This window comes from Psychrobacter sp. T6-5, from assembly GCF_052258485.2.
Classification (GTDB): Bacteria; Pseudomonadota; Gammaproteobacteria; order Pseudomonadales; family Moraxellaceae; genus Psychrobacter.
In genome coordinates this window covers 3,165,133-3,180,297 of sequence record NZ_JBQQEY020000001.1, presented here as the reverse complement: position 1 = coordinate 3,180,297, position 15,165 = coordinate 3,165,133, and the positions used below count along the sequence as shown (strand labels likewise).

Genomic DNA, 15,165 nt, shown 5'->3' with positions numbered 1-15,165 from the left:
CACGATACCTTATTTTTATGAATAAGCCACCGTGACGTTTTCGTATCTGTTATTTACTATTGTTATTCGTTAAGGTGAATCCATGACTGCATCATTTACCACTGATACGCCAGAACTTACTCAACACTCTCAGCCCGCAGATGAGCATCGTCTATCTGATAAGACACTAATTATTTTTGACTGGGACGGCACGCTGATGGATTCTATCGGCTTAATTGTGGATTCCATGCACGTGGCTGGAGAAGCACATGGATTTGAGACGACCGATAAAGCGGTGAAAGACATCATTGGTCTGAGTTTAATGAATGGTATCGAGATTTTATATCCTCATGCAAATGAGTCGCAGACGCTCGCCATTCAGCAGACTTATGCAGAGTACTATATTGCTAATAGCCACTATACGCCACTCTTTGAGCCGATAGAGCATATCTTGCAGACTTTGCAGGAGCAGGGCAAAAAGCTTGCTGTTGCAACTGGTAAAAAAAGAAAAGGCCTAGATCGTGTATTGGATGCCTCTGATAGTCGCGATTATTTTGTCATGACACGCTGTGCTGATGAGTCAGGCTCAAAACCTGATCCGCAGATGTTGACTGATATCTTGAATTACACGCAGCAGCAAATATCTGATGCCGTGTTCATCGGTGACAGTATCTATGATATTCAAATGGCAACCAAACTGGGTATGACCAGTATCGCGGTCAACTATGGCACGGCAACAAGTGCAGAGCTTGCTGCTCAGCAGCCGACATATCAGGTTGATACGCCGCAAGCATTGGCTAAGCTATTATGTGCTTAAATAAAAGTCTTTTTAACTTATATAAAAAAGGGGGTCATCGATATTAACGATAAACCCCTTTTTTTATTTGATACCATAATATCTATTTATTTTCTTCCTGACCGCTTTCTTTTTCAATGGCGTCTTCTAACTCATCGCCTTCTAATAATGCAAAAGACGATTCAATGATTTTGTCATTATCCAGTTGATAGTCGTACCATCTACCCATGACACCAGCCAGCTCATCAAGACCTTCTTTTCTCAAGGCTGAAAATAACTGGATAGTACAGTTTAAGCCGAGTTTTTTGAGTCTTTTGCGGGTATTGAGCAAGGCATTTTTAGACGCACCATACTTAAGCTTATCCGCTTTGGTCAGCAAGATGTGTACGGGTAGGTCACCATCTTTTGCCCAATGCAGCATCTGCTCGTCAAAAAACTTGAGTGGATGACGAATGTCTGTCATAAGCACTAGGCCGGCAAGGCTTGAGCGCGATACTAGATACTCTTCTAGTTCGACCTGCCATTCTTTTTTCATCTCAAGTGGTACAGCGGCATAGCCGTAACCTGGCAAATCAACCAGTCGTCTATCAGTGTTACCGATACTAAAAAAGTTAATCATTTGCGTGCGTCCAGGTGTTTTGGACGAGCGTGCAAGCTGGCGCTGATTGGTCAAAGCGTTGATGGCTGAGGATTTACCAGCGTTCGAGCGTCCTGCAAAAGCAACTTCTAATCCCATATCAGGTGGGCAAAGCTTAAAGGTGGGCGCTGATGTCATAAATTCAGTCTGCTGAATTTTCTGACGGGATTTGGTGTTGAACAGCGCATGTTCGGCAGCAACATCGGTAAACGGGGTATTCATAAATGGCTCATTAATCTTAAAAAATTAGATACGGGTATAAAATTCTGGTTAGCTGGTAGTTGGCTTAAGCCATGATTTCAATTCAGCAAATATGCAAAAAGTGGTAAGAGGCTCTTCTTTATCAGCGCTTATACCTTATAAAGTTAGCGATTTGATATTATCCGCTATTCTATACTATTACCTGTCTTACTTATTGAAATAACTGCGATTAGCATCATATAAATAGTAGGATAACATTAAAGTTAATTGTTGATTAGAATAAGTGTTTAGTGTTAACAAAGCTGAATATAATTTATCTATGTTTGTATGACATATATTGTTACAATGTTTAATGAAAGACGTTTAATAGAACGATTGATGAGACACGTGAAATCTCACGAGGAGGTGCTCTATGTTTTCAATCAATAGACTTCTTAGTAAGGGCTATTATGCTCTAACAGTTGGCAGTACTGCCTTATTACTAAGTGGCATCATGATCAGTAGCGCAGGTGCGGCTGATATTGCTACTACTTATGATAACTCATGTGCAGCCTGTCATGATAGTGGCGCACTAAATGCTATCAAAAAAGGCGACAGTGCCAAATGGCAGAAACTTATTGAGCAAAAGGGTATGCCGACACTCATTAAGTCTATCAAAAGTGGCATGATTCAAATGCCAGCAGGCGGTCTCTGTGATACCTGTAGCGATGATGACTATCGCAAGCTTATCGAGTATATGAGCAAGTAGTCCATTTAGAAATGGAGCTTGAAGCGATAAAATAGGGCGCTGGGTTTACAACCTGAATGCGCTTTTTATTTTTGCCCTGTACTTTAGGCTATGCTCACCAGAAAACTGATGAATACTACGATTAAGTAGGCAAATGATACAAAGTCTTGCTATAATAATCGAAAATAAACCCTGATGTTAGTAAGTACTTTCAGACTGCTTGTGTCCAAGACCTCAAAATATATGCCACGCCTATGATTAAAGAGGCGACTATATTGGGTATCTTATCAGTGCAATCACTCTAAATAATGCTTACGCCGAGCTAGTAGGATTTGTATCAATGAAAAAGTTAATCGCTGCTGCCAGCTTATGCGTTGCAAGTTTCAGCGTACAAGCTGCTATTATTGTTCCTGAGTATGACGTCGATGCAGGTCAGAAAATTGCAGAAACCGTTTGTGCTGCTTGTCATGGTCTTAATGGGGTCAGTATTGTTCCTGCGCAGCCAAACCTTGGCGGCCAAAACGTAAAGTATCTTTATAAACAGTTAGTTAACTTTAAAGCAGGCTATCGCAAAAACGGTATCATGCAGTCACAGGTTGCTAATTTGTCTCAGCAGGATTTAGCCAACGTGGCGGGTTACTACTCTAGCCAAGCACCTTGGGGTGTTGGATACGGCAACCCTGCGACTAACCAAGAAGCCACCAAACTATTCTTGGGTGGTGATAAGTCACGCGGTGTGATTGGTTGTGCTGGTTGTCATGGTCCGGACGCTGCAGGTAACCCTTGGGCGGCGTTTCCAAAATTAGGCGGACAGCATGCTCAATACATTGCCACTCAGCTAAAACTATTCCGCGCCGCTGGACGTGCTGATGATATCGATAGCGATGATCAAAAACGTGTCAATGATGCTGCGAAAGAAGGTGAGATGGGCATGATGCAAACTGTTGCATCGAAATTATCAGATCGTGACATTCGTATCTTGTCAGACTATGTGAGTGCTATTCACTAATTAAACAGCACTGATGATCAATGTCTGATACGCACGTTGTAGATAGAATTACTGAGCACCTTGCACATATTGATCATGTCTGAACTACTAAACCCCGATTTCGGGGTTTTTTTATAACTGTTTGTCCCTTATATTGAAAAGACAATGTACAGCTGAATTCCTTTACAGAGGCAACTCATTGCTCTGTATAATTATAAATTACCGTTATTCACTTTATACCATACTCAAAAATGCGATTAGCTGTATCGAACTCGTTTTACTTGCTACTGTCGTTTTTGTGAATGGTATTAGATCGTTTGGATTGAGATTATGATGATCCGTTATGCTTCTTATTTTATCGCGGTACTGTTACCGTTATTATTATTTCGCTGGTTCGCCCCTGCATCAATCGGTGAGATCGATTTTTGGTTATTATGGCTGTTAGCAATGGTGTTGGTCGCGTTGCCAGTCGTTTATGCTGAGATAGCTTTGGCTTATCGTAGTGTCGAGGGACCTTTGGCTGGTATGCAAAAGCTCACTCGCGAATCAGATGCAAGCCCAATATGGCGCAGCTTTGGTTGGCTGGCTGCATTGGTTTCTATTGTGATTGCAGCATTGATCATATCAGGTGCCAGCACAGGGATATTAACTGCCTTGACTGAGCTTAATAGTGCCCCTGATGTGCCAAGTTTTGCGGTTGCCGCAGGGTTGATGGTTATCACTGTCTTATTAAGTCTGCTTGGGGTCGCGCCTTTGCCTATTGGCCTCGGATTGATGGTCGTTGGATTAATATTGGGCATCGCAAATGGTGTGCCTAATATTAGTTTTGCTATGACGGATATCAGCTTGGTTGAATGGGCACGGGCAGTGGCGCTAGCATTGGTCAGTGTTGGTGCAGGTACAGGATTATACTGGTTCGGGCAAAACTTGGTCAGTAAGCAGACGCTCACCGCCGTGGAAGCAAACAGCCAACAAGCGCAAAATAAGGCTGCCCGTGATTATCGCGCCACTAAATTGGTATTACCGATTTGGATTTTGCAGTTATTGGTAGGGGTCGTCGCGTTATTTATCAGTGGTATGTCGTTACCACCGATTGGGCAACTACTCTATTGGGCTGGCGTACTATTCGTCGTTAGCTATTTGCTGCATTACAGTACTCAGCAGTTAACGCATAAGTTTGGGCTATTAGTCAGCTTAATAATAACTTTTGCCTTAGCGTTGCTACTGGTGGTTGCGATTCCAACGACTTGGCTGGTAGGCATTCTAGTTATAGTGAGTAGCATAGCTGTACTACTATTATCAGTATTTGCAGGATGGCAGATGAAGATCAGTCATTTACGCAAATCATTGAACTTTAGCAGCGAAGCATTCTATAACTTATGGCGAGTCGCGATACGTCTCGTTGTACCGCTGGCATTGCTATTGGCGTTGATAGGTTGGGTGATACAGTGGTTGAGCTAACAAGTGAGGGCAGTAAGCATAGCAATAGTAATGCGCTGCAATCGGAGTTAATGACAGTCTATCTGGCGTATGCGGAAGATGCGCAGCGCCAGCATTATCTGGCTTTGCAGGTTACTCAAGGTACGAGTCTATACGAAGCACTAGGTCAAGCTGGCTGGCTTGAAAAATTTGCAGCGCTGGCAAAATGGTGTGAGCAAGCAGTAAACATTACAACGCCAACCGCTAAACGTTGGCATGTGGGCATCTATGCACAAAAACAGCCGCTGAATTATCTATTGCAGCCTTTTGACCGTATCGAGGTATATCGCAGTTTAAGCGCTGATCCAATGTCTCAGCGCAAAAATAAATCTCGCGGTTAAGCTATTATTTATTTTAACTGTTAGTCATTCAAGCTGATAAATCGTACTGATTACGATGCTGGTAAGCTCTCGATACCTTCGATGCGAGTGACTAAACCATTATCATCAAAGTAAACGACTAAGTGTTGGCTTGCATTTTTGACATCAGCAATGCCTTTACGGCGGCCTTCGGTGCCTGCTTGGTAGTCGTAAATGTAATCCCAGCGCTTAGGTTCAAGAGTATCTCTAATCGCAGGACTGCCAAGGATATAAAGTACTTGGTTCTGATTCATCCCTACTTTTAGTTTTTGTGCTTGGGTTTGAGTAATCGCTGTGCCTTGAGGCAAATCAATCTTATAAACGCTCAATAGTGAGCAGCCAGACATAGCGACAGTAGCGCTCAGCATACTGGTGATGACAATGTTACGTAGCACACTGGCATGGCTTAACGGACGAAAATTTAATGTCTTTATCATGGTAAGATGACTCATAAGAAATGAATTAGGCGCGGCCAAAGTTAGATGGTGCGAGTCTGACCGACAATCTTGGACAAATGATACGTCATTTACTTGCAATTGCCTACCACTTACGACATTATTTACCAAACACCACCTGAATGGTTTCATTATTTATATTTTAAATTCATAGGCTTGCACTGCGGTTATTCAGGCAATTATAAAGCAGTTCGTCACCTCATCAGCACTGTTTTGAGGATGTTAAAACCACTTATATTTAATAAAGAATAATCATCAACGATTATTTATCTCATATTTTTTAGTTTTTCATTTGCTAAGACTGTCACAGTCAGAAGGGATATTATGGCTTCTTTTACCAATCAAGATTTACGTAGAGCAGGATTGAAAGTTACGTTACCTCGTATCAAGATTTTAGAGCTGCTAGAAAGCGCCGAGTTACACCATATGAGTGCAGAAGAAGTATACAAAGCGCTCATCGAACAAGGTGAAGATGTTGGTCTTGCCACAGTCTATCGTGTACTCACTCAATTTGAGCAGGCAGGTATTGTAGAACGTCACAACTTCGAAAATAATCTGTCAGTGTTTGAGATCACCCAAGAAGAGCATCACGACCATCTGGTCTGTGATGTTTGTGGCAAAATCATTGAGTTCCATAATGAGATGATCGAGGAAGAACAGCTTAAAGTCGCAGAAAAGCACGGCTTTAAACTATCGGGTCATTCGTTGGTCTTATATGGTATCTGTGCTGACCAAGCTTGCAGAGACAGTGCCAAGTAACGACTTTGGTTATCAATTAAAGTTTTATTTTTATACATGACTCTAAGATCTCTCATATTAAAAAGCCCTCATTATCAATAATGAGGGCTTTTTTGAGTTTAATTTTTCAGTATGTACTGACATCACTCTCAATAACTTAACTGATGTCTAACGATAAACTATCCACACCTTCATCTAAATTAGCCTTACCGTTTTTGCTACTGAGCTTAATTTTCAGACGTAAGTCATTAGGGGAGTCAGCATGCAAAATTGCTTCTTTGTAAGTGATCTCTCCTTGTTCATACAAGTCAAAAAGCGCTTGATCAAAGGTTTGCATACCGCTGTCTCGCGAGCGTGTCATGACATCTTTGATTTCATGCACCTCACCTTTACGGATATAGTCGCTAATCAGCTGTGAGTTTAACAAAATCTCAATGGCAGCACGGCGTCCTTTGCCATCAGGAGTTGGAATGAGTTGCTGAGCAATAATGGCCTGCAAGTTCAGTGACAAATCCATAAATAGCTGATTATGACGACTGGTTTCGAAGAAATGAATAATACGGTCAATCGCTTGGTTGGCATTATTGGCATGCAAGGTTGCAAATACCAAATGCCCTGTCTCAGCGTACTGGATCGCGTAGCTCATGACCTCGCGGTTACGAATCTCACCAATCAAGATGACATCTGGTGCTTGGCGTAGTGTATTTTTTAGTCCTGCTTCAAATGAATGAGTGTCGATACCGACTTCACGCTGAGTGATGATACAACCACGATGTTTATGGACAAACTCGATAGGGTCTTCTATGGTAATGATATGCCCATGAGAGTTTTGGTTACGATGTCCAATCATAGCCGCGAGCGTAGAGGATTTACCTGTGCCAGTCGCACCGACCAGCAAGATAATGCCACGCTTTTTCATGGCCAGTTCTTTGAGTGCTGGCGGTAGGCGTAGTTCCTCAACAGTTGGGATTTTATTCTCAATTTTCCGTAAAATCATTCCTGCCATATCGCGCTGTATGAATGCACTGACCCGAAAACGTGCTTGCTGTGCTTCATCAGAGATGGCAAATTGACACTCGTTCGTCTCTTTAAATTCTTTTTGCTGGCTAGGGGTCATCACTCCTTTGACTAACATCATGGTTTGATCAGCGGTCAAAGGGGTTTTACCGACAGGTAAAATTTTTCCATTTACTTTCATGGAAGGCGCTACATCAGCAGTAATAAAAAGGTCAGAGCCATTTTTATTAATCATCAACTGCAATAATTTATCAATGTCCATATCGTACCTGCATTCGATGTAAGTCGATTAAAAGTTATTTAAAATCAATTGTTAAAGGTCATTTATAGAGACTAATAACAATCTAGCACCATTCACGCTTTTTTGTGATTTGGTTGAGACTATAAAAATGCCTCAGGTTGCTTGGCATAAGGACGAGCCACATCTTTACTAATGGTGCCTTTGCCAACCAAGTTTTTTAGCGTCTGATCGAGTGTAATCATGCCTTCGCCTGCCCCCGTTTGGATGGCAGAATACATCTGAGCAATTTTGTTTTCACGTATTAAGTTACGGATAGCGGGTGTACCCAGCATGATCTCATGAGCTGCTACACGTCCACCAGCTTGACGACGCAATAGTGTTTGTGAAATAACTGCTTGTAGTGACTCCGATAGCATCGCACGAATCATGTCTTTTTCGGCGGCAGGGAATACGTCGATGACACGGTCAATCGTCTTAGCGGCTGAGCTAGTATGCAGAGTGCCGAATACTAAGTGCCCTGTTTCTGCTGCTGTCAAGGCCAAACGAATGGTCTCAAGGTCACGTAATTCACCAACCAAGATGACATCTGGATCTTCTCGTAATGCTGAACGTAATGCAGGCTCAAAACCTAAGGTATCACGATGCACTTCACGCTGGTTAATCAGACTTTTTTTCGATTCATGGACAAATTCAATCGGATCTTCAATCGTTAAAATGTGCTCTTTACGGGTTTCGTTAATATAATCAATCATGGCCGCTAGCGTTGTTGATTTGCCTGAACCAGTTGGGCCGGTAACCAATACCACGCCACGTTTGAAGTCTGAGACACGTTTGAACACGTCGCCCATGCCTAAGTCTTCCATATTCAATACTTTGGAAGGGATGGTACGGAATACCGCGCCTGCGCCGCGATTTTGATTGAACGCATTGACTCGAAAACGTGCCAAGTTTGGAATTTCAAAAGAAAAATCTGTCTCAAAAAATTCTTCAAAATCAGCGCGCTGCTTGTCATTCATAATGTCATAAATGAGCTGATGAACCACTTGGTGCGTCATCGCAGGCATATTGATGCGTGTCATCTCACCATCGGTACGAATCATCGCAGGCATGCCAGCTGAAATATGTAAATCCGATGCTTTATGTTTGACCGTAAAACGTAGCAAGTCTTCGATACTTAAGGTGTTTTTTTCAGCCATAATCCGATATTCCTATCAATTAGTCAGGGTAAGACAAAAGAGCATAAAGGCACGTGGTAAACTATCCATCAATCGTTTTGTTCAAGCGTAAAATATTGAAGAGTGAACCAGCATGCAGTCTTTACCACCGCTATCATATTCAGTAGCATATGTTAAAGCATGTAACAATATCATAACAAGACTGTGAGTATTTAACCATCTACTCCTTTAAGAAAATATGAAATTCGTCATTTTCGAGCTAATTTTATACATGAATAATGGGTTATTTTTTATTAAAAACATTCAATTCAAGCAGTCTTAGCCATAAACTTTTTATAAAATCTATTAAAAATTAAGTAAACTTTGAGGGCCCTATATATGACTGATATGAAAGAGACAAATCAAAGTATTGATAATCAGACGCTTGTCGCTAATTGGCAGCAAGTCAAAGAGCAAATGACCCAAGCCTATGAACAGGCATCTGAGCGATATAGTAGATCTACCAATACTACAATTTTGCTAGCAGTGTCAAAAACTAAGCCTGCCAATATGATTGCTACTTTGGCGAATGAAGGACAGCAGCACTTTGGCGAGAACTATCTACAAGAAGCCATTGAGAAAATAAATACGCTAAAATCGAATCCTGCATGCGCGGATATCGTCTGGCATTATATCGGCAGTATTCAGCGTAATAAGACACGTGATATTGCCGAGCATTTTGATTGGGTGCAAACTCTTGAGCGCGATATTATTGCCAAACGTTTGAACGATCAACGCCCAGATGAGCTCCCAGCATTGAACGTACTGATTCAGGTAAATATTGACAATGAAGACAGCAAGTCAGGTTGCTTACCAGCAGAACTGCCAGCATTGGTCACAGCGATTAAAGGCTATGAGCGTCTGCAACTGCGCGGGTTGATGATTATCCCTGCCAAAGCAGATACAGATGCCTTTGCTCGAACCAAGGCGTTATTTGACGATATCAAAGCCAGCCATCCAGAGTTGAATGCTTGGGATACGCTTAGTATGGGGATGAGTGGTGATATGGCAGAGGCGATAGACAATGGCTCTACCATGGTACGTGTTGGTACGGCTATCTTTGGTGCGCGAGACTAGTTTTGTGCGCAAGGCTAAAATGCTGCGTTCTAGGCCAATTGAATAAATTATTAATTGGCCAATCAATCAAACCGTATCTTCTCGTTTGGTCACTAGCATTTGAGTGATTTTCAGATTATCGGTGGCAATGATTTCAAACCGATAATTGGCATACTCGATCGTATCGGTCTTCTTAGGGATTTTGCGAAGCATATACATCATAAAGCCGCTGATGGTCTCATAGTTCTCACTGCGTGGTAAGTCGACGATATCTAATGCACGAATGACATCTTCAATAGGGGTCATACCATCGATCAACCATGAGTTGTCTGTACGCTGGACAATAGGTTGTTCCTCAAGCGTTACCAGCTCACCCATCACGATACTCATGACGTCTTTGAGTGTGATAACCCCAACCACGAGCCCATACTCATTTACAATTACCGCAAAGTCTGCACCAGTAGACTTAAACATCTCGAGCACTTCAAACAAAGACAACGTATCAGGTACAAAGAGCGCAGGCTTTAGCAGAGATTTGTTTGTCAGGCTCACCTCTTGCTGGTTTAGAACCAACGCCAGAAAACTGCGAGACTCTACGTAGCCAACGATATGTTCTAAATCGTCATCATGGCAGACCAAAAATTTATTATGCGGCTGCTCAATCATGACCTCTACGACAGCTTCGGTACTGGTTTTGGTATCAAAATACACGATATTTTCGCGTGGGTTCATCACCGAGGTGACGGTACGCTCTTGCATATCAAAGATATTTTCGATCAGATGATGTTCTTGTTTTTTGATCACGCCCGCTTCAGCACCCGCATCCATGACGGCATAGATATCCTCTGGAGTCATATCGTCTTGGCGTATGGTCGAGATACCAAAAAACTTAAAGAGGATATTTGCAGCACCATCGAACACCCATATGATCGGCTTTAATACAAAAATTAATAGCATCATAGGGCGTACCAGTCGCACCGCTATCATCTCAGCATTCGACATCGCCAAACGTCTGGGCATTAGATCGGCAAGTAGTGAAAACAAGCTGGTGATGAGTACAAATGATATGACCGATGCGATCGCTTCACTATTGAATAACTGCTCTAGATAAGGACTGATGGCTGATTCACCCACGGCACCAGCCGAGATAGCAACCGCATTTAGTACTATTTGTACCACGGTGATAAAACTACCGGGATGCTCCTGCATGTTGAGGACATCAAGTGCGCGAACATCACCTTCTTTTGCCATGATTTGAAGTTTGATTTTACGCCCTGCGGCAATGGCAATTTCAGCGGCAGAGACAAAGGTACTCAAGGCAAGTAGAAGGAAAAGAAAAACACTGGCAGTTAGCAAGCTCATGACATACTCGAAAAAGAAGTAAAGGTAATTAAGTCAAAAATATTGGGTAGGTTTATATGGGAAAAATAGGAATATTTATAAATTGTTTGGTGAATAAAAACCAAAAAAGCTGGGCAAGCACCCAGCTAATAGGAAAAATTTGACGTTTTGTCAAACGACCTGACTTGCACCTTTCAACTCATAAATTCATAAACCATATAAGCTGAAAGGCAAGTGCGATTTAGCCTTTAATTGACCACTTATTGACCAATGGATAGCGGCGTTCACGTCCAAAAGCTTTGTGGCTGATCTTTGTACCGATTGGCGATTGCAAGCGTTTATATTCGCTATTGTCTACCATCTTGATGACTTTTGCGACCATCTCAGCATCAAAGCCTTTATCGATAATTTCCTGATAGCCCATGTCTTCATCGATATAAGACATCAAGATACCGTCCAATACATCATAATCAGGCAAGCTGTCCTGATCTTTTTGATCTGGACGTAGCTCAGCTGACGGTGGACGAGTAATAACGCGCTCAGGGATGACAGGCGTGTCTTCTAGGCGATTGCGGTAGCTTGCTAATTTATACACTTGTGATTTATACACGTCTTTTAGTACGTCAAAACCGCCAGCCATATCGCCATACAATGTTGAGTAACCAACCGCTAATTCTGATTTGTTACCTGTCGTGATGACCAAATGACCAAACTTGTTGGACAGTGCCATCAAGACAACACCGCGAGCACGGGCTTGGATGTTTTCTTCGGTCGTATCAGCTGGTGACTTATTAAATAGAGGCGCTAATGTATGACGGATACCTTCAACTGCATCGAAAATAGGACACACGGTATAAGAGACATTTAAGCGACGTGCTTGTGCTTGTGCATCTTCTAGACTGATCTGAGAGGTGTACTCGTACGGCATCATGACGGCATAGACCTTGTCAGCGCCCAATGCATCAACCGCGATACAGAGTGTCAGTGCTGAGTCAATACCACCTGACAATCCGACGATAATGCCAGAGAATCCTGAGTGATTGACATAGTCGCGTAGACCGACGACTAACGCTTGATACATCTCTGACTCACGGCTTAGGGTCAATGGCGCTTTGGCTTGGTTGTTGAATTTAGCTGTTTTGACATCTAAAGTGGCCAATAATAACTGATTCATAAAGCGCGGTGCTTCATGGGCCACGCTGCCGTCCGCTTGTACGGCCATAGAGCCGCCATCAAACACAAGATCGTCCTGACCGCCAACCGCATTGACATAGACGATAGGCAAGTTGTTTTCACGGCTGCGTTTGGCAAGCATGGCTTTACGGTTGTCTTGCTTTTCAATCTCAAAAGGCGAGGCGTTTAAACTAACAATGAGGTCAGCACCTTGTTTTTTGAGTTCAGCAATCGGGTTTTTGTCCCATAAATCTTCACAGATGAGCAGACCAATCGTAATGCCTTTATAGTCAAATAAGACTTGATTGCGACCTTTATCAAAATAACGGCGCTCATCAAATACACCATAGTTTGGCAACATCTGCTTGTGATAGAAGCCCTTTTGATGACCGTTATGTAGGATAGCAGCGGAGTTAAAAGTACCATGATGATCGACATGCGGATAGCCGACAATCATGACGATATCGTCGATGTCACTCAAAGTAGATAAGGCGCTTTTGACACGGCCTGATAGGCTTGGACGTAGTAATAAATCTTGCGGAGGGTAGCCTAGTAGCGCCAGCTCTGGAAATACGATAACGTCAGCACCTTGTTCGCGAGCTTGTAATGCAAGCGTGCGCATTTTTTCAACGTTGGTTGCGATATCGCCTACCAAAAAATGTGACTGCGCTAAAGCAAAAGTGACCGTATCTTGTGGTTTATTGGTCTTGCTGGCTTCATGTGAGGGGTTAAGATTGGGATTATCAGTGTCTTTTGACATTGTTATTGTTCCTATCGATATATTATTAAAATTTGGTGAGTCTGTATTGATTTAAAATAAAATCAAAGTAAGTCCGAAATTCATTCAAAACTGCGCGCTTGCTTATCAAGCTCGAATGTTGAGTTGATATGACAAGCCTAAATCCTACATAAGCGCTGAGACAATGCTTAAAAGCATGATTGCTTATGTCTCTTATCCCAAATGCTCGTGCCATCTTAAAATGAGATCTTATGATAGTCTAGAAGAAGACGATACAAGAGGGTCTGGAATCTGCTTTGATAGATGCGATGTTTATGCAACGACAAAAATAAAAGCGTACAAATGCACTTAACTATATTGAAAAGCTTAAAATAATTGCTTTAGTATAACATCAATTGTCGTGACAAATAGAACGCACCAGTGAATTCCCTGATAAGATCGCAGTTTAATATCTGAACATAAAATCAGCTGCGATGGCACTGTTTTTCACAGTAAATCCATGCATTATGCGCTAGTCATTCCGGTCATCATCTAGTAAGCTTGCATAGACAAAGTTGTAAGTAAAGATTACAACATAGCGTTATATAATTATCACAATCTATTGCATAATGGAGCGTAATAGCTGCGTTTTTCGCGATGTTATTTATCAGAGTGATAGTTTGTAAATACGCTGTATTGTCATGTGATTTAATGGGTTTGACACTGTTTTTTCTTTATATACTTATAATCTACCATCCTCGCTAATGGATACAGTTTATGGACAGCGTCTATAAGCTGATGTTCATCACACATTTATAAACTTGCCAGCAAAATTATCGTTTGCTGTCCGCTCTTGGTTTATACGCTATGATTGAAAATTGGACAAAAGAATTTATTATCCAGCGCTTGCTTGCGATTACTTTGTTGGTTGCGCTGTTCGTATTATGCTTTCAAGTGGTGCAGTTTTTTATTGTGCCGGCATTGTGGGCGGCAATTTTGGCGTATGTGACGTTCCCTATTTATGAGTTTTTTCACGAAAAAGTTAAACTGAGTCCAGATTTTAGCGCTGCCATTATGACCGTGAGCATCTCCTTGATAATAGGTGTGCCATTGGTTATTGGTGTATTTATTTTGCAGCAAGAAGCGTTAAGCTTAATCAGTAATTTGGTCTATCGTATTAAAGTGGGCTATCTAGATGTGCCTGACTCATTCAAAGACTTACCGATTATCGGTCAGCAAATCAAAGACGTATTATGGCGAATCAATAAAAACCCAGAAGGCACGCTAGAAGCCTTTCGTCTTTGGGTTCAGTCGCACTTGTATTATGGCAAGGTAGCATTTGACGTAGTTTTCAGTGGTCTGGCCAAGCTTGGCATGGCGTTGATGACACTATTCTTTTTTTATCGTGATGGCACCAGTCTGGTTCGCCAGATTCGTCAAGCGCTGCGTAACATCATTGGCAATCGCATCGATGGTTACATCGATTCTGTGGGTACAACCACACGTGCGGTAGTGTACGGCATCGGGCTGACGGCATTGGCTCAGGCGTTATTGGCGGGTATCGGCTATTACTTCGCTGGTGCGCCAAGTCCTATCTTATTGACCATTGTCACATTTATTATTGCGTTGATTCCCTTTGGTACGCCATTCGTTTGGGGCGGTGTGTCTATTTGGCTACTGAGTCAGGGACATACTGCAGAAGGGATTGGTTTGGCACTATGGGGCGTGTTTGTTATTAGCTGGGTGGATAATCTTATTCGTCCTATTGTTATTAGTGGTGCAACCAAAATCCCATTTATTATTATTTTTATCGGTGTATTGGGTGGTCTGACTGCGTTTGGTTTTGTTGGATTGTTCATCGGCCCTGTGGTATTGGCTATCGGTCTGGCTGTATGGCGCGAGTGGATATCGCAGCATAAGAACGAGATATTTGCGCCGCAAGACGTCACGCTCTCTGACTCAAATGCCATAGCACCAGTACATAATCCGGAACAAGACACAGTCGGTGGAAACGAGTCTATATAGAAAACCCTTATCGATAGAGAA

At 42.3% G+C, this 15,165-nt stretch carries 14 protein-coding genes; 8 read left to right on the top strand and 6 right to left on the bottom strand.

Annotated elements, in window-relative coordinates; all coding sequences use genetic code 11:
- The first annotated feature begins 82 nt into the window (after positions 1-82).
- A complete protein-coding gene (locus ACTXGK_RS28310; protein ID WP_443514572.1) occupies positions 83-796 on the top strand; it encodes an HAD-IA family hydrolase in 714 nt (237 codons plus the stop codon).
- Between the two features lie 82 nt (positions 797-878).
- Here the strand turns inward: ACTXGK_RS28310 and yihA are convergent, their stop codons facing one another.
- The gene (yihA, locus tag ACTXGK_RS28305) at positions 879-1,634 is read right to left on the bottom strand and encodes a ribosome biogenesis GTP-binding protein YihA/YsxC (RefSeq protein ID WP_394210113.1); all 756 of its coding nucleotides are present in this window, start codon (positions 1,632-1,634) and stop codon (positions 879-881) included.
- 391 nt (positions 1,635-2,025) lie between these two features.
- Between yihA and ACTXGK_RS28300 the strand changes: the two genes are divergently transcribed.
- From ACTXGK_RS28300 to ACTXGK_RS28285, 4 genes are all read left to right on the top strand, one after another.
- Positions 2,026-2,361 carry a c-type cytochrome gene (locus ACTXGK_RS28300; RefSeq protein WP_443514571.1) on the top strand — a complete coding sequence of 112 codons (336 nt, stop codon included), beginning with the start codon at positions 2,026-2,028 and terminating at the stop codon, positions 2,359-2,361.
- Between the two features lie 319 nt (positions 2,362-2,680).
- Positions 2,681-3,349 carry a c-type cytochrome gene (locus ACTXGK_RS28295; RefSeq protein ID WP_075107765.1) on the top strand — a complete coding sequence of 223 codons (669 nt, stop codon included), beginning with the start codon at positions 2,681-2,683 and terminating at the stop codon, positions 3,347-3,349.
- 309 nt (positions 3,350-3,658) lie between these two features.
- Entirely contained in the window at positions 3,659-4,789 is a 1,131-nt protein-coding gene (locus ACTXGK_RS28290) for a hypothetical protein (protein WP_443514570.1), read from the top strand.
- Positions 4,777-5,148, top strand: coding sequence for an RnfH family protein (locus tag ACTXGK_RS28285; RefSeq protein ID WP_443514569.1), 372 nt, complete (start codon positions 4,777-4,779; stop codon positions 5,146-5,148). The genes ACTXGK_RS28290 and ACTXGK_RS28285 overlap by 13 nt, the downstream gene beginning before the upstream one ends.
- A gap of 50 nt (positions 5,149-5,198) precedes the next feature.
- Here ACTXGK_RS28285 and ACTXGK_RS28280 read toward each other — a convergent pair whose 3' ends face one another.
- On the bottom strand, positions 5,199-5,618 hold the full coding sequence (locus ACTXGK_RS28280) for an outer membrane protein assembly factor BamE (RefSeq protein WP_058024230.1): 420 nt from the start codon (positions 5,616-5,618) through the stop codon (positions 5,199-5,201).
- A 327-nt stretch (positions 5,619-5,945) separates the two neighbouring features.
- Between ACTXGK_RS28280 and fur the strand changes: the two genes are divergently transcribed.
- On the top strand, positions 5,946-6,380 hold the full coding sequence (fur, locus tag ACTXGK_RS28275) for a ferric iron uptake transcriptional regulator (RefSeq protein ID WP_201598980.1): 435 nt from the start codon (positions 5,946-5,948) through the stop codon (positions 6,378-6,380).
- Positions 6,381-6,516: 136 nt separating this feature from the next.
- On the opposite strand, the gene ACTXGK_RS28270 is transcribed toward fur, so the two are convergent.
- Together ACTXGK_RS28270 and ACTXGK_RS28265 are read right to left on the bottom strand one after the other, a co-directional pair.
- The gene (locus ACTXGK_RS28270) at positions 6,517-7,638 is read right to left on the bottom strand and encodes a PilT/PilU family type 4a pilus ATPase (protein ID WP_443514568.1); all 1,122 of its coding nucleotides are present in this window, start codon (positions 7,636-7,638) and stop codon (positions 6,517-6,519) included.
- Between the two features lie 119 nt (positions 7,639-7,757).
- Entirely contained in the window at positions 7,758-8,813 is a 1,056-nt protein-coding gene (locus tag ACTXGK_RS28265) for a type IV pilus twitching motility protein PilT (RefSeq protein WP_443514567.1), read from the bottom strand.
- Positions 8,814-9,179: 366 nt separating this feature from the next.
- Between ACTXGK_RS28265 and ACTXGK_RS28260 the strand changes: the two genes are divergently transcribed.
- Positions 9,180-9,908, top strand: coding sequence for a YggS family pyridoxal phosphate-dependent enzyme (locus tag ACTXGK_RS28260; RefSeq protein WP_443514864.1), 729 nt, complete (start codon positions 9,180-9,182; stop codon positions 9,906-9,908).
- A 66-nt stretch (positions 9,909-9,974) separates the two neighbouring features.
- Here ACTXGK_RS28260 and paeA read toward each other — a convergent pair whose 3' ends face one another.
- Positions 9,975-11,249, bottom strand: coding sequence for a polyamine export protein PaeA (paeA, locus tag ACTXGK_RS28255; protein ID WP_443514566.1), 1,275 nt, complete (start codon positions 11,247-11,249; stop codon positions 9,975-9,977).
- Between the two features lie 220 nt (positions 11,250-11,469).
- The gene (locus ACTXGK_RS28250; protein WP_058024235.1) at positions 11,470-13,161 is read right to left on the bottom strand and encodes an NAD+ synthase; all 1,692 of its coding nucleotides are present in this window, start codon (positions 13,159-13,161) and stop codon (positions 11,470-11,472) included.
- A gap of 825 nt (positions 13,162-13,986) precedes the next feature.
- On the opposite strand from ACTXGK_RS28250, the gene ACTXGK_RS28245 reads away from it, so the two are divergent.
- Positions 13,987-15,144 carry an AI-2E family transporter gene (locus ACTXGK_RS28245; RefSeq protein WP_443514565.1) on the top strand — a complete coding sequence of 386 codons (1,158 nt, stop codon included), beginning with the start codon at positions 13,987-13,989 and terminating at the stop codon, positions 15,142-15,144.
- The last annotated feature ends 21 nt before the right edge of the window (positions 15,145-15,165 follow it).